Below are 19303 nucleotides of genomic sequence, written 5' to 3' on the forward strand. Positions count from 1 at the left end.
GCTGAAGGCGAAGCAATCCAGACATTGTGCACTGAGCTGGATTGCTTCGTCGGCTTCGCCTCCTCGCAATGACGGGAGAGGGCGGTAGTCGGTCAGGCCTCGGACGGAAGGTCGACGAATTTCGAAATCAGCCGCAGCACCTCGTCCGGTCGGTCGTGCTGGAGCCAGTGGCCGGCGTCGGAGACGATCTCGGCGCGAACGTCTTTGAAGCTGCGCGAAGCCTCGGCCGCCTGGGCCGGGTCGATAAAGCTCTCACCGGCAAACAGCAGCAGCGTCCGGCAAGTGATCCGCGCCCACAGCTCGGCGTATTCCTGCGGCGCGAGTCGGTGCGGCGCCGTCACCCGTTGATACGGGTCGAATTTCCACGAATAGCTGCCGTCGTCGTTGCGGCGCGTCCCATAGGCGGCGAGATGCAACGCCAGCTCCGGCGTCAGCCGCTTGTTGTGAGCGCGCATCTGCCCAGCGGCGTCGGCGATCGTTGCGTAGCGGCGCGGCTCACGGCCTTCCAGCCGCTCCAGCTGCCCGAGCCATTTGATCATCCGCTCGTGGACCGCAGCCATCTTCGCGTCAGGTCGGATCGTGACGCCGTCGAGCACCACGAGCTTATTCACCTTCTCCGGAAACGTGCCCGCATACAGCATCGCGATCATGCCGCCCATCGAATGACCGATCACGGTCGCGGGCGGAGCATCGGCCAGCGGTGGCAGGCGGGTCAGGTCATAGACGTATTCCGGCAGCGCATAGCTGCCGCCGCGCGCCCAGTCAGAATCGCCGTGGCCCCGCAAATCCGGCGCGATCACGTGAAAGTGCGGCTGTAGCGCGCGGGCGAGGCCATCCCAGCTTCGGCCGTGGTCCTTGCCGCCATGAATCAGCAGCAGTGGCGGCGCGGCGGCGTTGCCCCAGTCCCAATAGTGCAGGCGCAGGCCGTGGGATTGAAAGAAGTGACTTTGTGGTTGTTGCATTGTTGTTTTTCGAGCGTTTCCACGGCTGCAATAGCCCGAGCCGGTGACCGCTTCAATGCCCTGCCGGCTGGCAACGCCCCATGGGGGATCCTCATCGGCACAAGCCGACGGGCTGACAATTTGTTGCAACACGGGTATGGAGGGGCTTCGAATATCGCTGCGTGGAGAGCGCGCGTTCGACGTCGCAGACCTCGTGCATGCGTCTTCAGCGTCCATCATGAATTGAGCGGAGATCCCTTGATGGCTGCGGCCAGCGGAGCCCGAAAGACCTCTCCGGCGCTGAGGCGTGTCGATACCCGCGAGCTACGCGAAAATGCCGTGGTGGCGGCCGAGTTTCTGAAGACGCTGTCGAACGTGTCGCGGCTGATCATGCTGTGTCAGCTCGCCGAAGGCGAGAAGTCGGTGTCGGAACTTACCGAGCTGCTCGATGAACGGCAGCCGACGGTGTCGCAGCAGCTCGCGCGGCTGCGCAGCGAAAAGCTGGTGCAGGCACGGCGCGAGGGGCAGCAGGTGTTCTATTCGCTGGCCAGCGAAGAGGTCCGCAGCCTGATCCTGGCGTTGCATGCCACCTTCTGTCGCAAGGATCGCGATAAGGACAGACCCGCGGCAGCCTCGCGCGCGAAGCCCGCGACAGCGCCACGCCGTCAGCGCCAAAGCGTCGACGCCTGAACGGCGCGCTGGTTCAGTCAGCCGGCTTGCGGCCGAACAAGCGCTGAAACAGGCTCGGCGGTTTCGGGCCCTGCACGGTGGGAAAGCCGGCCTTGCGCCACGCCAGAATGCCGCCGCCGAGCACGTAAGGCTCACAGACGCCGCTCGCCTTGGCTTCGATCTGGCCCGCATACATCCGCGTCCGTCCGCCGGAATGGCAGAAGAAGATCGCCTTGCGTCCCTGTGCCGCGCCGAGATCGCCGTGCTTGAAACCGGTCAGCGGCAGTTCGATCGCGCCGTCGATATGTTCGCGGGCAATCTCGTGACGCTCGCGCACGTCGACCAGCACCGCACGACCGTCGGTCACGAGGCGGTGGGCTTCGATCGGCGAAATCGTTTTCACGCTCATGGGCCATAGTCTCCATCTTGTCGGCTGTGTGGCGATGCAGTCGTCAGCGGAATGTCGTCAGGTAGTGACGTTCGAACAAGCGCTTCAGCCAATGAAACAGCTTCATCTTCGGTCCGACGAAGTTGAAGCGTTGATTGCGAAATACCAGCATGCCGGAGTCGAGCATGTCGACGATGCAGACCAGCTCCGGCTTGAAACGAGTGATCGGTTGCTGTCCCGATTCGATCGCGGCGATGTTGGCCGCAACCGCAATCGCCTGCAGATCGGCCTGATGCGCCTGCTTTGGCATCCAGTCCGGGCCGGGGAATGAACCGGCGTCGCCGGCGACCCAGACGTTGGGCAGCCCCTCGACCCGGCACAGCTCGTCCGCCTTGATCATGCCACCGGCCGATAGCGGCAGGTCGGTGGTCTCGAGCCAGGCCGGACCGGTCAGACCCGGCATGAACAGGATCAGGTCGGCGTCGATCTCGCCGCCGTCGAGCACCACTTTGCGTTCTTCGAACCGCAGGATCTTGCGGCCGAGTCGGGTCGCGATGCCGCGGTTTTTCATTTCCTGCAGCAGGCCGTCGACTGCGCGCTCGCCGAGCCGCGCGCCGGGGCGCGGCGCGGGGCTGAAGAACACGATCTCGAAGCCCGGCCGCTTTCCTTGCCGGCGCAGCAGCGCATCGATGATGAACAGGAACTCGAACATCGGCCCGCCACGCATCGCGCCGGGCTCGTTCGGATTGGTGGCGAAGCCGACCGCGATGGTGCCGCCCTTCAGCGCGTCGAGCCGACGTCCGATCTCTTCGCCGATTTTGATGCCTTCGCACGGGATCAGCGCGTGTTGGATACCCGGCAATTTGCGGATGAAGCGGCCGCCGGTCGCGATGATCAGATGATCATTACCGAGTTCGCCGCGGTCGGTGACGACCATGCGGCCACCGTCCTTTAGGCCTGTGGCGGAGGCTTCGACGAAATCGATCCGGTGTTTGGTCAAGAAACTGTCGAGCGGCACTTTCAGCCGTTCTGCTTGACGGAGGCCGGCGGGAATCCAGATCGAGCTCGGCAGGAAGTGCAACTCCCGTCGCGGCGAGATCATCTTGATTGTGGCGTCGATGTTATGCTTGCGCAGCTCGCGGGCGGCGGTGAGGCCGGCAAAGCCCGAGCCGATGATGGTGATGTTGCGCATCCTCGCGTATCCTCGTTGGCGCGCGCCGTGTCGCCTCCGGGCGATGCGTCGCATGCTATGACCCGGCGGTCTGTGACGATGTCACCGCGGCAGCGCGGCCGATCGGGCATCAAGGAAGCGGGCATTGCGAAGGCGCGCGTGCCGCCGCCAAGCTGGCGCAGCAGTGCAGCGTGTTGGAAGGAGAACCGGCATCATGGCATCCGAACATTTCGACATGTGGGAGAGCCGTTTTTCCGCCGACGGCTATCTGTTCGGCACTGCGCCGAACGCCTTTCTGGCGTCGTGCCGTGATCTGCTGCCGAAGCAGGGACGCGCGCTGGCGATCGCTGATGGTGAGGGGCGCAACGGCGTATTCCTGGCCGAATGCGGGCTTTCCGTATTGTCGGTCGATTTCTCGCCGACCGCGCAGGCCAAGGCGCACAAGCTCGCAGCCGAGCGCGGCGTCACGATCGAAACCCGAACCGTCGATCTCTTGAGCTGGCAGTGGCCGAACGGATTCGACCTGATCGCCGGCATCTTCTTTCAGTTCGTCGAACCGGAGCAGCGCCCGCAGATCTTTCAACAGATCCGCGACGCGCTGAAACCTGGAGGGCTCTTACTGATCGAAGGCTATCGCCCGAAGCAGCTCGTCTACAAGACCGGCGGTCCGAGCCGCGCCGAAAACCTCTACACCCGCGAACTGCTGGAGCAGGCGTTCGGCGATTTCGACAATCTCAACATTCGCGAGCACGATAGCGAGATCGTCGAAGGCGCCGGTCACGCTGGATTATCTGCGCTGATCGATCTGATCGGATGGAAGCCGAAGTAACCGGCGTCTAATCGTCCATCGCGCAGCCGTCGAACACGCGCGGTGCGCCGGTCTGCAGCCCGAGCCAGGCGTGAACGGTGGCCTGATCGAAGCCGACTTCGCGGCGGTCGCCCGATTGCATCAGCGGGCGGCGGATCAGCAGCGGATCCTCGATCATCAGAGCGAGTGCCGCCTCCTCGCCGAGCGCGGCGAAATCGATCGCGCCGGCTTTCACTTTTGGCGACGACTGGTTGAACCAGGCGATGAGCGGCTTGTTGCCGAAGAACGGCCGCAGCGTCTCTCGCGTCCACGGCTCGGCCAGCAGGTTGCGCACCTCGAGCTCGTGACCGGATGCGGTGAGCAGCGCCTTCTGCCGCGCGTTGCCGACGCAGCCGGGCTTCTCGTAGAACACGACTTTGGCCATCGCCGAGGGCTCCTTCAACAGATCGTCTTGTGCGCGCGCTCATCAGCGTTCGTGCCGCAGGCCGATGGCTCTGCCAGTCGGGCTGCGAGGCCGGCCCACCACGTCTCGATCGCCGCGCGGCTGCACGGCAGCTCCGCGCCCTCGTCGCCGATGAACTCGCGCCACGCGTCGGCGCATTTCTCGGGCACCGCGGTGAGGAGCGGCCGTCCGGCGACGATCGCCTCGGCGAATTCGTTGCGAAGCCCCTTGCCGGTCGCTTCCTGCTTCGAGAATTTGTTGATCACCACCAGCGCGGCCCCGCTCGCGACCGCGCGCGTCACGGCTTGGGCGGACTCAGCCAGGCCGCCGGCGTCGAGCTTGCATGATCCCGCGCCGCTGCCGAGCGTCTGCGAAATTCCGATCGCCTCGCCGGTCATCAGGTCGATCAGCTGCATGTCGATCTTCTTGCCGGCCGCATCCTTGATGTTTCGCTGCACGATGCCGCCGAGCCGCTCTCCGGCCGCAAGCCGGGCGAATGCGAACTCCGCCAGCAGCGCGTCGACGTCGTCGTCGGCACGATAGATGATCGCAGCGATCCTTGGTGCCTCTGCGCTGCTGTCCGTCATCTCTGCACCCTCCAGTCGGTGTGCTCGTCGTGAGTTCAGCAAGCGCCGTGCCGGTTATTTGGCCGGCGTGTTCGCTTGCTATGCGATTGATTTGTCGATCGTTTCGCTCCGGCGAGCCAGCTGGGAGCTTTGGTCGCAAACCTGACAGCGTTGTATAGTCATGGACATAACGATCCGAAGCGGAGATGTTGCGCCGGAACTGCCGTGCGTCAAATGCGCCGAACGACGATCATCGGGGACCTGCCGTATGCCTGCCGCCACCACTGCCGAACTGGAGCGCCTGCTCGACGACGATGTGCCCTGCGGCGACCTGACGACCGAGGCACTGGGCATCGGTGCGGCGTCCGGGGTGATGCAGTTCATCGCCCGCGATCCGATGGTGCTGGCGCTCGCCGAAGATGCCGCCGCGATCATCCGGCTGTGCGGCTGCGAGGTTGAACTCTCTGCTTCGTCCGGCAGTCGGCTCGCGGCGGGCACGCCGATCCTGATCGCCCGCGGCAGCGCCTCGGGCCTGCTGCGCAGCTGGAAGGTGGCGCAGACGCTGATCGAGATCTGGTCCGGCGTCGCCACCACTGCGCGCGACATCGTCGATGCGGCCCGCGCGGTGTCGCCGACGATCGCGGTCGCCTGCACCCGCAAGAACACGCCGGGCACCAAGCGGTTCGCGGTCGCCGCCGTGAAAGCCGGCGGCGCCACCATGCACCGGCTCGGCCTGTCGGAAACCGTGCTGGTGTTCGGCGAGCACCGCGTTTTTCTCGATGAGCCGTTGGCTGCGACAGTGGCGCGGCTGCGCGCCACGCTTTCCGAAAAGAAACTGATTACCGAAGTGGCGTCGATCGACGCGGCCCTCGCCGCGGCCGAGGCCGGCTTCGACGTACTGCAGCTGGAAAAGTTCGCTCCCGCGGATGTCGCGACTTTGATCCAGCAACTCGCCGCGCGACCGTCGCGCCCGGTGGTCGCGGTTGCCGGCGGCGTCAACGCCGGCAACGCTGCGGCCTATGCCGAGGCCGGCGCTGCGGTACTGGTGACGTCGGCGCCGTACACAGCAAAACCGCGCGATGTGCAGGTGCGGATCACGCCGGCGTAATAATAATTGGCTGCAGGGTCGCGCCGTTCCACAAGCAAGGCGCGCTCCCTCTCCCGCTTGCGGGAGAGGGCTGGGGTGAGGGCCTCCCGGGCAGTGAGTTTGCCACTCGCGGAGAGGAGTGCCCTCACCCGCCGCGCTTCGCGCGTAACCTCTCCCGCAAGCGGGAGAGGTTACGCTGCCGCTGGGGCGAGAGTGTGCTAACTCCGCGCATGACGGTCCCTATTTACGCGAGGCCTTGATCTTTCAATTCGTGGACTACGACCTCGCGTAACTCGCTGCCCGGGCCGCGATTGTCTCGCGCAGCACCGTTTTCTGGATCTTGCCGTTGGCGTTGCGAGGCAGGGGTGTGGTGCGAATGATGATGCTCTCGGGGACTTTGTAATCCGACATCCGCGCCGCGCAGTAGGCGGCGACGTCGCGTTCGTTCAGGCTGGCGCCTTCGCTCGTCACCACGATGGCGTTGACGCGCTCGCCGAGTACAGGATCGGGTGTGCCGATGATCGCGGTTTCCAGCACGCCTTCGATGCCGCAGATCACGTTCTCGACTTCGGCTGAGAAGATCTTGAAGCCGCCGCGGTTGATCATGTCCTTCTTGCGGTCGAACACCCGCACGAAGCCGTCCTGGTCGATCGAGCCGATATCGCCGCTGCGCCAGTAGCCGTTCACAAACTCCTTGGCGTTGGCGTCGGGCCGCTGCCAATAGCGCGGCACCACCATCGGGCCGGCAATCAGGAGTTCGCCCGGTTGGCCGGGGGCGACTTCGTTGTCGTCGGCGTCGAGCACGCGGACGTGCGCGTAAGGGATCACTTGGCCGACGCTGTCCATGTGATCGCGCCAATACGCCTGCGGCATGATCGTGGTTGGCGAGGTGGTTTCGGTCGCCCCATAGGCGTTGCGGAGCTGCAGGTTAGGCAGTCGCTTCGCCAACATCTCGATGGTCGGCACCGGCATCGGCGCGCCGCCGAAGCAGCCGATCCGCCACGCCGACAGATCGTAATGCGCGAAGTCCGGGTGCATCACGGCAAGCGTGTAGATCGCCGGCACCAGGATCGAATAGGTGATCTGCTCGCGCGCCGCGAGCGCGAGGAAGTCGGCGGTCTTGAACGCCTGCCGCATCAGCACCACGCAGCCGCCGGCCGCGATGGTCGCGTAGGATACGCCGACGAGGCCCGTCACATGCGACAGCGGCACCGCGACCAGCCCGCGGTCGCGTTCGGTCAGCTCATGGGCGCGTGCGAACGCGTAGGATGAGTGCAGGATGCTGAGATGTGTCAGCTCGGCGCCCTTCGGCTTGCCGGTGGTGCCCGAGGTGTAGAGGATCACCGCGGTATCGTCTTCGTGCATCTCCGCCAGCGGCGCGTTCGTCGGATCGGCGGCGAGCAGATCCTCGAACGGTCGCGCATGCTCGGTGCTGCCGTGCGCGACGAAGCGATGTGCGAGCTGCGGCGCGTCGGCGGCAGACGGGATCTCGCCCGCCAGCTCGGCCTCGAACACCACGACCTTGGCGCCGCTGTTGTTCAGCAGGAATTCGAGCTCGGCGCGGCGCTGCCGGATGCCGATCGGGACCACCAGCACGCCGAGCCGGTTGCAGGCGAGCGTCACCGCCAGGAACTCCCAGCAATTGCCGAGGAACAGCGCGACGCGGTCGCCCTTGCCGATGCCGAGTGAGGACAGCGACACCGCGATCTTGCGCACCAGTAGATCGAGTTCGCGATAGCTGAGCGCGCGGTCATCGACAATCGCGGGACGGTCGCCGAATCGGGCGACCAGATCGTCGAACATGGCTGCCAGATGGGCGGGGCGCTCGGAGAAGCACAGCATCGACCGGCCGTCGTAGTGAGTCTCGCGGCGCAGTGCGCCACCGATGCCGGCCTCGGGCCAGAACGTCATGGGTGTTCCCTCGTTGATCGTTGGGACGCCGCGGTTACCTCCGCGATCGTCCAGCGGCTGTTTGCAGCGCCAGCGCAATTCTATCCCGGCTCCGCCGTGAACCGCCAGCCGGTGCTTCGGTGTGTCATCTCGCGGAAATTATTCGCCTTCCGCGATGGGCTGACACAGCGGCGTCAGCATTGCCACCTAGGATAGCAATTTGCGACGGCGGGAACCGCCGCAAGTCGATATCAGGGAAGAAGCGATGAGACTCTCCGACGTGGAATGTGAATGCGGCGCGCTGTACCGCTGCGCCGAATCCGAAACGCTCGACGGTGAACCTGGTAATCTGCATTGCGCCAATTGCGGCCGGATCGTCGAGGCGTGGCAGACCCGCAGCAAGCGCGTGTATCGCTGCGTGCTGACGCCGGACCGCAGCTATCCGGTGGTGCCGCCGCCGCCCGCGCCGTAAGCGCCTGTTCGCAGGCGCGTTTGATTTTTCGAAGCGGCGCGACACGTCGTGCCTCGCTTGAAGGACGCTTGATCCTATATGGTGGAGGTCGATTTCCCGACGACGAAGGGCGATAAGTTGCGAACTCCGGTGCTGGCAGCAGGCGGAATCGTGTTGCGGCGCGGCAAAGATCCGCTGTTCGCGGTCGTCCGGATGCGCAAGCGCAACGATTGGGTACTGCCCAAGGGCAAGCTCGACCACGGCGAGACCCCGCGCCAGGCCGCCGAGCGCGAAGTGCTGGAAGAGACCGGCCACGTCGTCGTGGTCCACGAGTTCATCGGCACGCTCGCTTATGATTCCGGCGGCCGCTCCAAGGTGGTGCATTTCTGGCGGATGGAAGCCGAGCCACGGCAGACCCTGCCGCTGATGAAGGACATCCGCGCGGTCGATTGGCTGCCGCTCGACGAAGCCCTGCAGCGGCTGTCTCGTAGCTACGAGCAGGCATTTCTGACCGAGATCGGGCCGCTGGTGCTGAAATCCGCCGGCCACTTCGTATCTGCAACTCCGACAGCGCCGCCGCCACCGCGCTGCCCGACCAGCCCGTTGCCGACCGGAGACGAGATCATCACCGACCTTGCCGAAGCTCCGTCTTTGGCGCTCGAACAGCCTTCGGACGCCATCGAACCCGGGCCGCCGCTGTCGATGCTGCAACGACTGCGGCGATGGCTGCGAGGGACGACGCGCTCCTGATCGCTCTGTTTCGCGGCGGTCTTCCGCTGTCCGGATTCTCCTGACATTTGACGCACGTCAAATAACCCCTCCTGCCGCCGCCTATCGTTCGCGAAATTTGGCCGTACGGCCACAGGCAGGAAACGTCATCAGGGGATGCCATGAGTGAGGCATTGGCGGCTGGCGCCGGACGCGCCAAGCGCGAGATTTTCGGGACCCCGATCTTCGGTCCCGAGTCGGCGCAGAAGGGCTACGCTCTCAACAAGATGTGCTTCTCGTTCAACGACGCCGGCGCGCGCGCCGCGTTCGTCAAGGACGAGGCTGCGTATTGTGCGCGCTACGGTCTCACCGCGGCGCAGACCGAAGCGATCCTCAAGCGCGATCTGCTCAAGCTGCTCGACGAGGGCGGCAACGCCTACTACCTCGCCAAGTTTGCCGGCATCCTCGGCCTCAACATGCAGGACATCGGTGCGCTGCAGACCGGGATGACAGTCGAGCAGTTCAAGGCGAAGCTGCTGGCGGCGCGGGACAATTGAGAGGGGATTGCTGACATGGCGACGATCATCGGCGGCCTGGCCGCTTCGCACGTCCCGGCGATCGGCGGGGCGATGGCCAAGGGCCTGCAGAAGGACCCGTATTGGGCGCCGTTCTTCGACGGCTTCGATGCGCCGTGCCGCTGGCTGCAGGCGGTAAGGCCCGATGCCGCGGTGGTGATCTACAACGATCACGGACTGAATTTTTTCCTCGACAAGATGCCGACCTTCGCGGTCGGTGCCGCGCCGGAATATCGCAACGACGACGAGGGCTGGGGCATCCCGGTGATGGCGCCGTTCAAGGGCGACACCAAACTGTCGTGGCACATCATCGAGACGCTGGTGGAGTCCGAGTTCGACCCCGTCACCTGCCAGGAGATGCTGGTCGATCACGCCTACAGCCTGCCGATGGAGCTGTTCCTGCGCGGCCGCGCCCATGACATTCCGACCGTGCCGGTGGTGGTCAACACCGTGCAGCATCCGCTGCCGTCGCTGCGCCGCTGCTTCAAGCTCGGCCAGGCGATCGGCCGCGCCATCGAGAGCTATCCGGAAGACCTGAAAGTGGTGGTGATCGGCACCGGCGGGCTGTCGCATCAGCTCGAAGGCCAGCGCGCCGGCTTCATCAACACCGCGTTCGACAAGCGCTGCATGGATGCGATGACCGGCGATATCGAGGGACTGCTCGGTATCGACCCGCACGAACTGGTCGAGCTCGCCGGTAGCCAGGGCGTCGAGGTGATGAACTGGGTCGCGATGCGCGGCGCGCTGACCGGCGACGTCCGCGAGCTGCATCGCAACTATCACCTGCCGATCTCCAACACCGCGTCGGGCATCATGCTGATCGAGAACCGGCCGAGGCTGGCGCAGGCGGCGTAGGTAGTTACGCGAGACAAGGCGCTGCTCCGCCCGTGCCGCGGAGGATCTTCCGAGATACTCCGGCTTCGCCGGGGCTCCTCAGGATGAGAGAATTGGCGCAAGTAGCTGGTTCGGTTCGTCAGTACGTTCCCCGTCATTGCGAGGAGCGCAGCGACGAAGCAATCCAGCTCGGTGTACGATCCTGGATTGCTTCGCTCGCAATGACGATGAATAACGCGGCGCCTACGCCTCTTCGCTCATCGCACGTCGATAGTCGCGCGGGCTATGGCCAGTGCGGCGTTTGAAGAAGCGGCAGAAATAGGCGGGGTCTTCGAAGCCGAGTTCGAACGAGAGCTTGGAGATCGGCGCAGCTATATAAGTCAGCCGGCGGCAGGCTTCGCGGGTGAGACGGGCATGGACGACGTCGAGCGCGTTCTGGCCGGTTTCGGCTTTCGCCAGGCGGTTGAGACGCTCCGGCGTCATACCGAGCGCGTCGGCGTAGCGTGCGATCGGCCAGTGCTCGCAATGATGCGCTTCCACCAGCAGCAGGAAGCGGGTGAATTGATCGCCGCTGCGCGCCGCATAGCGTGCCTGCCGCTCGCTCTGCTGCGCCAGCCGCCAGACGATGGCGCGGCCAAGCCACAACGGCACTGGCGAATTGCCGGCATCCGGCGAGGCGAACTCGTCGGCAAGCTCGGCGAATAATCTGTCGATCCGCATCGTGGCCGCCCCGTCAGGCTCGAATTCCAGGATGCGGGCTGCAGCAAACAGGTCGCGCAGCGCCTGGCCGGTCGCCGGCACGTCGCCCTCGATCATCGCATGCGGATTGAAGGTGAAGACTTGACCTTCGGTGTGCGGCGAGAACTTGAAGCCGTGAACGACGCCGGGCGGCACGATCACCGCGACCGGACCATCGCGTTGCACGCGCTGCTCATCGAGCGCGATTGTCGCTGTTCCAAAGCCAATCCAGAGGATCTGATGCAGGCTGCGGTGGGCGTGGACGTCGATCTCCCACTGATACAATCGGCTGCGCGATTGAATCGCTTCGACATGCAGCATGTCGACCGGCGCGGCGGGCGTCTCGCCGTACAGCGCGAAGATCGGAATTGCTGCTTTGCGGCGTGAACGGGCCATCGGCGCAGCTAAGACCGAACGTCGGAAAAGTGCAAGTTTTTGTCACCGCGGCGTCTCACAGTGCGAGGTGGTGCCAACTACACTCCGACGATCGCCGCAACTAATAGACAAACAAACGAGCCGGGCGGCCTTAACAAGAGAGGAAATCAGCTCATGTTCAGCTTCGATCCTTATTCGCCCGTTGTCGATGCCGATCCGTTCCCGCTCTACAAGACGCTGCGTGACGAGCATCCGGTGTACTGGAGCGAGCCTGCGCAAATGTGGATTCTGTCGCGCTATCTCGACGTCGCCGGCGCAGGCAGCAACTGGCAGGTGTTCTCCTCGGCCAAGGGCAACCTGATGACTGAGCTGCCGAACCGGGCCGGCGCCACGCTCGGCACCACCGATCCGCCGCGTCACGACCGGCTGCGCGGACTGGTGCAGCACGCCTTCATGAAGCGCAATCTCGAGGCGCTGGCCGAGCCGATGCGGGAGATCGCCCGCGGCGCCGCCGAGGCGCTGCGCGGCCGCGACCAATTCGATTTCATCAGCGACTTTTCGTCCAAGTTCACCGTGCGGGTGCTGTTCGCGGCGCTCGGCCTGCCGATGGGCGATGAGCAGACCGTGCGCGACAAGGCGGTGCTGATGGTGCAGAGCGATCCGGTCACCCGCGCCAAGGGGCCGGAGCATCTCGCTGCCTACGCCTGGATGCAGGACTACGCGTCGAGCGTGATCGCGCAGCGCCGGGCCGAGCCGAAGAACGATCTGATTTCGCATTTCAGCATGGCGGAGATCGATGGCGACCGGCTCGACGAGCGGGAGGTGCTGCTCACCACCACGACGCTGATCATGGCGGGCATCGAGTCGCTCGGCGGCTTCATGAGCATGCTGGCGCTGAACCTTGCTGATTTCGCCGATGCGCGCCGCGCGGTGGTGGCCGATCCGACGCTGCTGCCGGATGCGGTCGAGGAGTCGCTGCGCTACAACACCTCGGCGCAGCGATTCAAACGCTGCCTGCAGAGCGACCTGACGTTGCACGGCGTCACCATGAAGGCGGGCGACTTCGTCTGTCTGGCCTATGGCTCGGCCAATCGCGATGAACGGCAGTTTCCGAATCCAGACGTCTACGACATCACGCGCAAGCCGAAAGGCCACCTCGGCTTTGGCGGCGGCGTCCATGCCTGCCTCGGCTCGGCGATCGCCCGGATGGCAATCAAGATCGCATTCGATGAGTTCCACAAGGTGGTGCCGGACTATACGCGCACCGAACAGCAGCTGAACTGGATGCCGTCGTCGACCTTCCGCAGTCCGCTGCGGCTCGCGTTTGCAGTCGAGCAGGCCGCTGCGCGGTCCGCCGCCTGACGATCAGCGCTCCTCGGCCTCGCTCAGGGCGAGGCCGGTGAGTGCGGCGACGACCGCAAAGCCGGTCGCCGAGGTCAGGGCGAAATCGAACAGCCGAAACGCCGGCAGGCCCAGCAGCGCCGGCGTTACGCCGAAGTTCGGGGACCGCGTCGCGACGAACGCAAAGCCGAGCCCGATCGCGGCGCCCATCATCGCGTGGCTGGCGATCGCCGTCAGCCGCGATAGCGTGCGTGCCTTGGGGCCTGGCCTCTTGATCCTGGCCTGGGGCGCTCGAACTGAAGGCTTCTTTCCACGCATGGCGGTCACCCTCGCTTGCTGAGGCGCCAACGCGGCTTGTGGTACGCCGTTCCTAAGCAGGGTCCATTGCCCCGTCAGTGTCCGGAGCGGGACCGCAGCGGCTCAACTGACCGGATTGCGACGGGGTTCGACGATCTCGAACATCCGTGGAAACTCGTCCATCAGCCCCATCAGTTCGGCGAGCTTCATCGGATTGCCGCTGACCTTGATCTTGCCCGCCATCACCGCCTCGGGAAACGAGGTCTGCTTGGCGATCACCTCGTCGAGCAGGCTGCGCGGCAGCACGAAGCCGGCGTCGGCCGCGGGGGATTGCGTGCCGGCCACGTAGGTCAGGGCGCAGTTCTCCAGCGTCAGCACCCAGGTTTCGCCGGTGTCGGTGAACTGCCAGTTCAGCACGATGGTCTTGCCCTCGGCCTTTGGTCCGTTGAGCCGGACGCCGAGCACGTCCCAGATTTGCGAGGTCTTCAGCGCCGACAGCGTCTCGCGCGGCATTCCGGGGCGCGCCGGCATTTTCGGCATGCCGTGGCGCAGCTCCTGGGCGCCGAACAGATAGGCGTTGCGCCAGGTCGAGCTCTCGGACTGGTAGCCGAGCTGTTCGAACGTATCGGCCAGCAGCAACCGGCCGTCTTGATTGTCGGGATCGGCGAACACCAGATGGCTAAGCACCTGCGCCACGAAGCGGAATTCACCCCGCTCGAAATCCGCGCGCGCCTTCGCCAGCAGAACGTCGGCGCCGCCCAGGTACTCGACGTACTTCTTGCCGGCGTCGACCGGCGGCAGCGGATCGAGATTGGCCGGATTGGCGTCGTACCAGCCGAGATACTTCTGATAGATCGCCTTCACGTTATGACGGATGTGGCCGTAATAGCCGCGCGCGTGCCAGGCGCCATTGAGGCTCTTCGGCAGGCGGATGTTTTCGGCAATCTCGGTAGCGTTGAGGCCGTGGTTCATCAGCCGCAGCGTCTGGTCGTGGGCGAATTTGTAGATGTCGCGCTGCTGCCGGATCATCAGGTCGATCCGTTCGGCTCCCCACACCGGCCAATGGTGCTGCCCGCACATCACCTCGGCCTTGCCGCCCCAGAGCTGAAGGGCCTCGCCGAGATAGCCCGACCACGCCAGCGCATCGCGCACGTCGGCGCCGCGGAACGGCAGCAGATTGTGGAAGTTGTGGGTGCAGTTCTCGGCGAGGTTGAGCAGGCTGTAGCGCGGAACGAAGAAGTGCATCTCCGCTGGCGCTTCGGAATTCGGCGCCATCTGGAATTCGAAGTCGACGCCGTCGATGCGGCGGGTGTCGCCGGTCGCCTTGATCAGGTCGGTCGGGCGCAGCAGCGCCGCGGTGCCGGCAGCCATCGTCTTGCCGAGGCCGCAATCGACATGGCCGCGTGGTCCCTTGGCGAGCAGTGGTCCGAACTGATACTGCGCGCGCCGCAGCATCGCCGGCCCCGCAATGATGTTCTCGGAGACGGCGTGCTCCATGAACAAATCAGGCGCAATGATCGGTATCCGTCCGCTCGCGATTGCATCCTCGTCGAGCACGCCGCGCGCGCCGCCCCAATGATCGGCATGGGTGTGGGTGAAGATCACCGCCACCACCGGCCTGTCGCCGCGGTGGCGGACATAGAGCTGCATCGCCGCGCGGGCGCCTTCGATCGAGGTCAGCGTGTCGACCACGATCACGCCGTTGTCGCTCTCGATCAGCGTCATATTGGCGATGTCGAAGCCGCGGACCTGGTACACGCCCGGCACGACCTCGAACAGGCCGTGCCGCATGTTCAGTCGCGATTGCCGCCATAGGCTCGGATCGACGGTTGCCGGGGCGACCTCGTCCTGCAGGAAACGATAGGGTTCGAGACTCCATACCACACGGCCTTGCGCCGAACTGATCGCGGCGTGGTCGATGCTGCCGAGAAAGCCCCGCGCGGCATCGTCGAAGTCACTGGTGTCGGAGAACGGCAATTCGTCCAGCACCGTCTTATGACGCGCGAGGACCGAAGCGGAGGCATCTTTCGGCTCAATTGCCTCGTTGGCGACTGTGACGGTCTCGCTCATCGTCGGTCTCCTCCCTGCCTTCGTCGTCTGTCGCGACGGTGGCATCTCAGCCGATGCAGAAACGGATTGCAATCGCAGGTCCGTACCTTACGATTAGTTCATGAAACGATAAATGCCGCCGAAGCGGTGCACCAATCAGGGAGGGGTTCATGGGACTAATCAGTGGCACCGCAAGGCCATCCATACCCGCGCGGCGGAAATTGGCGGGGCGCGTTTTGCATTGCGGGACGCCTGTGGCGGTGGTCCGGACAAAGGTTGCCCGATGAGTCTCAACGTCGATCTGTTCTGGTCGTTTCGGAGTCCCTACAGCTATCTATCATTGCCCAAGGCGGTGAAGCTGATCGAGCAATACGACTTCGTCATCAACGCGCGACCGGTGTATCCGCTCGCGGTGCGCGATTCGACGTTCTTCAAGCGTACCGATCCGAGGTTCGCGCGCTACGTCGTGCTCGACAGTTTTCGTGTCGCGCAGAAGGAGGGAATTCCGTTTCGCTTCCCGCGGCCAGATCCGATCGTGCAGAACATGCAGACGCTCGAAGTTGCAGCCGAGCAGCCCTACATCACCCGCCTGACGCGCCTCGGCGCCGCCGCCCAGCTTGCCGGCCGCGGCCTGCCGTTCATCCGCGAGGTCAGCTCCGTGCTGTATGGCGGCGTGGTCGACAACTGGCACGAAAGTGATCATCTGGCCAAAGCCGCCGAGCGCGCCGGGCTCGATCTGGCGCAGCTCGAGGCTGGGATCGCAGCCGATCCCGACCGATACGATGAGACTGTCCGCAGCAACGAGCGCGACCACGCCGCGTCCGGCCACTGGGGCGTGCCGACCTTCGTGTTCAAGGGCGAGCCGTTCTTCGGTCAAGACCGGCTGGATCTGTTGCTGTGGCGTCTGCAGCAGCACGGGCTGAAGGAGCGGAGCTGATCCGTCAATTCGGAGCGCGGGTGTCCGCGAGGGCGATATGCGCCGATGCGGTTTGCCGGGGCCGATATTCCTCTGTACAGCGGGAGCACCGCCGGTCGCGCGGTGATCCTCCATCAGTTCGAGTCCGTTCGTTGTCGATCATCTTCGATCCCTGGTTCTACGCCGTTGCAATTCCCGCGGTGTTTCTGCTCGGCCTCGCAAAAGGCGGCTTTTCCGGCGTCGGCATTGCGGCGACGCCGCTGCTGGCGCTGTATCTGCCGCCGCTCGAAGCTGCCGGCCTGCTATTGCCGGTGCTGATCACCCAGGACCTGATCTCACTGTACGTGTATCGGCATCATTGGGATGCGCGCAGCCTGAAGGTGATGTTGCCTGGGGCGTTGGCCGGAATGGCGATCGCGTGGTGGACGGCCTCGATCGTGTCGGACGATGCGGTGCGGTTGATCGTCGGCGGCGTCGGGCTGGTGTTTGTGCTCAACGTCTGGCTGCGGCCGCATGCCTCGGCCGTGAAGCTGTCGGATGCGGCCGGCGTATTCTGGGGCGCGGTGTCGGGCTTCACCTCGTTCATGACGCAAGGCGGCGGCCCGCCATATCAGGTCTATATGCTGCCGAAGCTGGTGCTGGTCGGCACCACCACGATCTTCTTTGCCATCATCAATGCGCTGAAGATCGGTCCGTATTTTCTGCTCGGGCAATTCACCCCGGCCAATCTCGGCACGTCGCTGGCGCTGTTGCCGCTTGCCGCGGCCGCCAACATGGCGGGAATCTGGCTGGTGAAGCGGACGCCGACCGGGCTGTTCTACCGGATCGCCTACGCGCTGCTGTTCGTAGTGTCGGTGGCGCTGGTTTATCAGGGGCTGTCGCACCTGATCCGCGGCTGATCGCGACGCAACACGAACAACAACAAGGGAGAGAGACCGATGGCGCGGATCGACTATTGCGACGAGGCCACAGCGAGCCCGCGCACCCGCGAGGTTCTGGCCAAGAACCGCAACGCCAACATCTTCCGGATGCTGGCGCATGCGCCGAGCCATTTCGAGCAATACTGCCGGCTCGGCGGCGCGATCCGGTTCAAGGGTGAACTCGACCCGGTGCTGCGCGAGCTCGCGATCACCCGGACCGGCATCCTGTGCAACGCGCCCTATGAGGTCGCCGCCCACAAAAAGATCGGCGCCGGTGTCGGCGTCAGCGTCGCGCAGAACGCTGCGCTCGATGATTGGCGCAGTGCCGACTGCTTCGATGCCACCCAGCGCGCCGCGCTCGCCTTTACCGACGAGGTGGTGAAGCTCGATCGGCCGACCGACGCGGTGTTCGACGACATCGCCGGACGGTTGACGCCGGCTGCGCTGGTCGAACTGCAACTCGCGATCGGATTCTACATCATGACGTCGAAGTTTCTCGAAACCTTCGGGATCGACCTGCAGCCGGTCGACGACGTGGTGTAGGGCGAGGCGGGGAGGCGCAGTCTGCGCCGCCCCGGGCCGGTTCGGTCAGTTCGAGGTCGGCGGCACGAAGTGGTCGACTGCGGTTGCCGTCTCGCCGGTCTGCGGGTCCTTGATCTCGAAGGTGATGTTCATCGACTTGCTCGGCACCTGCTCGCTCGGAACCATCACCGACAGCCGCAGTTCGCGGGTCTGATCCTGGCCGACTTCGACGTCGAGCCGATCCTTGGCGTCCGGGTCGACGCCGACCGCTTGCAGCCGCGCGCCCGGCACGCCGCTCACCGACACCTGCATCACACGGGCGGTCGGGCGCTTGTTGAGCAGCCGCACGGTGTAGTCGTTGCGCACGCCGCCGTTGGACAGCGTCACGAACAGCGGATTGCGCTCGTGCAGCACGTTGATGTCGAGTGATCCCCGTGTCGCCAGCGCATACACCATCACCGCCGCGACCAGCACGATCAGCCCGGAATACAGCAGCGTGCGGGCGCGGATCGGCCGATACACCGAAGGCTTGCCGGCGAGCCGACGCTGGATGTTGATGTCGGTGTCGTAGGCGATCAGATCCGGCGGACGGCCGACCTGCTTCATCACCGTGTTGCAGGCATCGATGCACAGGCCGCACTGCACGCAGCCGAGCTGCAGGCCCTGGCGGATGTCGACGCCGGTCGGGCAGACGTTCACGCACTGGTGGCAGTCGATGCAGTCGCCGGCGGTCTCGCCATGGGCGCGCACCACTTCGGCCTTCTTCACCGACATCCGCGGTTCGCCGCGGTCGTATTTATAGGTGACGTTGAGCGCCCATTCGTCGGTCAGCGCCGCCTGGATGCGCGGCCACGGGCACATATAGATGCACACCTGCTCGCGCATGAAGCCGGCGAGGGTGTAGGTGGTGAAGGTCAGGATGCCGATCCAGACATAGGCAACCATCGGCGCCTGGAAGGTGACCAGCTCCTTCACCAGCGTCGGGGCATCGGCGAAGTACAGCACCCAGGCGCCGCCGGTCCACCACGCGATCATCAGCCAGATGAAGTGCTTGAGCGCGAGTTCGCCGACGCGGCGCACGGTCAGCCCGTGCTTGTCCTTGGTGATACGATCGCGGCGGTCGCCCTCGATCAGCCGTTCGACCGCGTAGAACAGGTCGGTCCACACCGTCTGTGGGCACAGATAGCCGCACCACAGTCGGCCGGCGAGCGCGTTCATCAGGAACAGCGCCAGCGCGGCGATGATCAACAGGCCGGTGAAGTAATACACTTCCTGCGGCCACAGCTCGATGAAGAAGAAATAGAACCGCCGCGCCGGCAGATCGATCAGCACCGCCTGATCGGGCAGGCCGGGGCCGCGGTTCCAGCGCAAGAACGGCGTGAAGTAGTAGATCGACAGCGTGATCGCCAGCAGCGCCCATTTGATCCTGCGGAAGCGGCCATGCACCGCCTGCGGATAGACTTTCTTGCGGGGCGCGTAGAGCGGCCCCTCGATATTGGTTTCTGTCATAGGGAGGGCTTTCGCTGGAGCTTCGCCCCGGAGAGGGGACGGCCGTCTCCGGGCGAAATCATGCGGGATCAATCACGCAGGATCGAGACGCTCACCGAGCGTCTCG

The 19303-nt window shown here is 64.9% G+C and carries 21 protein-coding genes; 11 read left to right on the forward strand and 10 right to left on the reverse strand.

Annotated features, from left to right (window positions below; all coding sequences use genetic code 11):
• Nucleotides 1–92: 92 nt before the first annotated feature.
• Nucleotides 93–962 (reverse strand): alpha/beta fold hydrolase, encoded by an 870-nt coding sequence (locus tag DY467_RS13325; RefSeq protein ID WP_164636640.1) that lies wholly within the window; start codon nucleotides 960–962, stop codon nucleotides 93–95.
• A 240-nt stretch (nucleotides 963–1202) separates the two neighbouring features.
• Here DY467_RS13325 and DY467_RS13330 point away from each other — a divergent pair, with 240 nt between their 5' ends.
• Nucleotides 1203–1631: an ArsR/SmtB family transcription factor gene (locus DY467_RS13330; protein ID WP_107343174.1), complete on the forward strand. Its 429-nt coding sequence runs from the start codon at nucleotides 1203–1205 to the stop codon at nucleotides 1629–1631.
• Between the two features lie 13 nt (nucleotides 1632–1644).
• Here the strand turns inward: DY467_RS13330 and DY467_RS13335 are convergent, their stop codons facing one another.
• Together DY467_RS13335 and DY467_RS13340 are read right to left on the reverse strand one after the other, a co-directional pair.
• Complete coding sequence (locus DY467_RS13335) at nucleotides 1645–2019, reverse strand: rhodanese-like domain-containing protein (protein ID WP_164636595.1); 375 nt, start codon at nucleotides 2017–2019, stop codon at nucleotides 1645–1647.
• 43 nt (nucleotides 2020–2062) lie between these two features.
• Nucleotides 2063–3190, reverse strand: a complete 1128-nt coding sequence (locus tag DY467_RS13340) for an NAD(P)/FAD-dependent oxidoreductase (protein WP_164636596.1) — start codon at nucleotides 3188–3190, stop codon at nucleotides 2063–2065.
• Nucleotides 3191–3383: 193 nt separating this feature from the next.
• On the opposite strand from DY467_RS13340, the gene DY467_RS13345 reads away from it, so the two are divergent.
• Complete coding sequence (locus DY467_RS13345) at nucleotides 3384–3998, forward strand: SAM-dependent methyltransferase (protein WP_164636598.1); 615 nt, start codon at nucleotides 3384–3386, stop codon at nucleotides 3996–3998.
• A 7-nt stretch (nucleotides 3999–4005) separates the two neighbouring features.
• Here DY467_RS13345 and DY467_RS13350 read toward each other — a convergent pair whose 3' ends face one another.
• Nucleotides 4006–4401 carry an ArsC/Spx/MgsR family protein gene (locus tag DY467_RS13350; RefSeq protein ID WP_164636600.1) on the reverse strand — a complete coding sequence of 132 codons (396 nt, stop codon included), beginning with the start codon at nucleotides 4399–4401 and terminating at the stop codon, nucleotides 4006–4008.
• A gap of 14 nt (nucleotides 4402–4415) precedes the next feature.
• Nucleotides 4416–5006, reverse strand: coding sequence for a DUF2478 domain-containing protein (locus DY467_RS13355; RefSeq protein ID WP_164636602.1), 591 nt, complete (start codon nucleotides 5004–5006; stop codon nucleotides 4416–4418).
• Between the two features lie 247 nt (nucleotides 5007–5253).
• Here DY467_RS13355 and modD point away from each other — a divergent pair, with 247 nt between their 5' ends.
• Nucleotides 5254–6093, forward strand: coding sequence for a ModD protein (gene modD, locus DY467_RS13360; RefSeq protein WP_164636604.1), 840 nt, complete (start codon nucleotides 5254–5256; stop codon nucleotides 6091–6093).
• 255 nt (nucleotides 6094–6348) lie between these two features.
• Here modD and DY467_RS13365 read toward each other — a convergent pair whose 3' ends face one another.
• Nucleotides 6349–7983, reverse strand: a complete 1635-nt coding sequence (locus DY467_RS13365; protein ID WP_164636606.1) for a class I adenylate-forming enzyme family protein — start codon at nucleotides 7981–7983, stop codon at nucleotides 6349–6351.
• 244 nt (nucleotides 7984–8227) lie between these two features.
• On the opposite strand from DY467_RS13365, the gene DY467_RS13370 reads away from it, so the two are divergent.
• The 4 genes from DY467_RS13370 to DY467_RS13385 all read left to right on the forward strand — a co-directional run bounded on the left by DY467_RS13370 (nucleotide 8228) and on the right by DY467_RS13385 (nucleotide 10551).
• Complete coding sequence (locus tag DY467_RS13370; protein ID WP_107343182.1) at nucleotides 8228–8434, forward strand: hypothetical protein; 207 nt, start codon at nucleotides 8228–8230, stop codon at nucleotides 8432–8434.
• A 78-nt stretch (nucleotides 8435–8512) separates the two neighbouring features.
• Nucleotides 8513–9163 (forward strand): NUDIX hydrolase, encoded by a 651-nt coding sequence (locus DY467_RS13375; RefSeq protein WP_164636608.1) that lies wholly within the window; start codon nucleotides 8513–8515, stop codon nucleotides 9161–9163.
• Nucleotides 9164–9303: 140 nt separating this feature from the next.
• A complete protein-coding gene (locus DY467_RS13380) occupies nucleotides 9304–9678 on the forward strand; it encodes a protocatechuate 4,5-dioxygenase subunit alpha (protein WP_012494745.1) in 375 nt (124 codons plus the stop codon).
• A 15-nt stretch (nucleotides 9679–9693) separates the two neighbouring features.
• Nucleotides 9694–10551 (forward strand): class III extradiol dioxygenase family protein, encoded by an 858-nt coding sequence (locus DY467_RS13385; protein WP_164636609.1) that lies wholly within the window; start codon nucleotides 9694–9696, stop codon nucleotides 10549–10551.
• Between the two features lie 222 nt (nucleotides 10552–10773).
• Here DY467_RS13385 and DY467_RS13390 read toward each other — a convergent pair whose 3' ends face one another.
• Nucleotides 10774–11664 carry a helix-turn-helix domain-containing protein gene (locus tag DY467_RS13390; protein WP_164636611.1) on the reverse strand — a complete coding sequence of 297 codons (891 nt, stop codon included), beginning with the start codon at nucleotides 11662–11664 and terminating at the stop codon, nucleotides 10774–10776.
• A 153-nt stretch (nucleotides 11665–11817) separates the two neighbouring features.
• On the opposite strand from DY467_RS13390, the gene DY467_RS13395 reads away from it, so the two are divergent.
• Nucleotides 11818–13005: a cytochrome P450 gene (locus DY467_RS13395; protein WP_164636613.1), complete on the forward strand. Its 1188-nt coding sequence runs from the start codon at nucleotides 11818–11820 to the stop codon at nucleotides 13003–13005.
• Nucleotides 13006–13008: 3 nt separating this feature from the next.
• Here DY467_RS13395 and DY467_RS13400 read toward each other — a convergent pair whose 3' ends face one another.
• Both DY467_RS13400 and DY467_RS13405 read right to left on the reverse strand, forming a co-directional pair.
• Nucleotides 13009–13302: a hypothetical protein gene (locus tag DY467_RS13400; protein ID WP_164636615.1), complete on the reverse strand. Its 294-nt coding sequence runs from the start codon at nucleotides 13300–13302 to the stop codon at nucleotides 13009–13011.
• A gap of 102 nt (nucleotides 13303–13404) precedes the next feature.
• The gene (locus tag DY467_RS13405; protein WP_164636616.1) at nucleotides 13405–15351 is read right to left on the reverse strand and encodes an alkyl/aryl-sulfatase; all 1947 of its coding nucleotides are present in this window, start codon (nucleotides 15349–15351) and stop codon (nucleotides 13405–13407) included.
• A 262-nt stretch (nucleotides 15352–15613) separates the two neighbouring features.
• Here DY467_RS13405 and DY467_RS13410 point away from each other — a divergent pair, with 262 nt between their 5' ends.
• From DY467_RS13410 to DY467_RS13420, 3 genes are all read left to right on the forward strand, one after another.
• Nucleotides 15614–16267 (forward strand): 2-hydroxychromene-2-carboxylate isomerase, encoded by a 654-nt coding sequence (locus tag DY467_RS13410; protein WP_164636618.1) that lies wholly within the window; start codon nucleotides 15614–15616, stop codon nucleotides 16265–16267.
• Between the two features lie 131 nt (nucleotides 16268–16398).
• Entirely contained in the window at nucleotides 16399–17145 is a 747-nt protein-coding gene (locus DY467_RS13415) for a sulfite exporter TauE/SafE family protein (protein WP_164636620.1), read from the forward strand.
• Nucleotides 17146–17184: 39 nt separating this feature from the next.
• A complete protein-coding gene (locus tag DY467_RS13420; protein WP_164636622.1) occupies nucleotides 17185–17709 on the forward strand; it encodes a carboxymuconolactone decarboxylase family protein in 525 nt (174 codons plus the stop codon).
• Nucleotides 17710–17754: 45 nt separating this feature from the next.
• Here the strand turns inward: DY467_RS13420 and ccoG are convergent, their stop codons facing one another.
• Nucleotides 17755–19197, reverse strand: coding sequence for a cytochrome c oxidase accessory protein CcoG (ccoG, locus tag DY467_RS13425; RefSeq protein WP_107343191.1), 1443 nt, complete (start codon nucleotides 19195–19197; stop codon nucleotides 17755–17757).
• Nucleotides 19198–19303: the final 106 nt, after the last annotated feature.

It is taken from the genome of Rhodopseudomonas sp. BR0G17, assembly GCF_010907025.1.
In the GTDB taxonomy this organism is placed as follows: domain Bacteria; phylum Pseudomonadota; class Alphaproteobacteria; order Rhizobiales; family Xanthobacteraceae; genus Rhodopseudomonas; species Rhodopseudomonas palustris_H.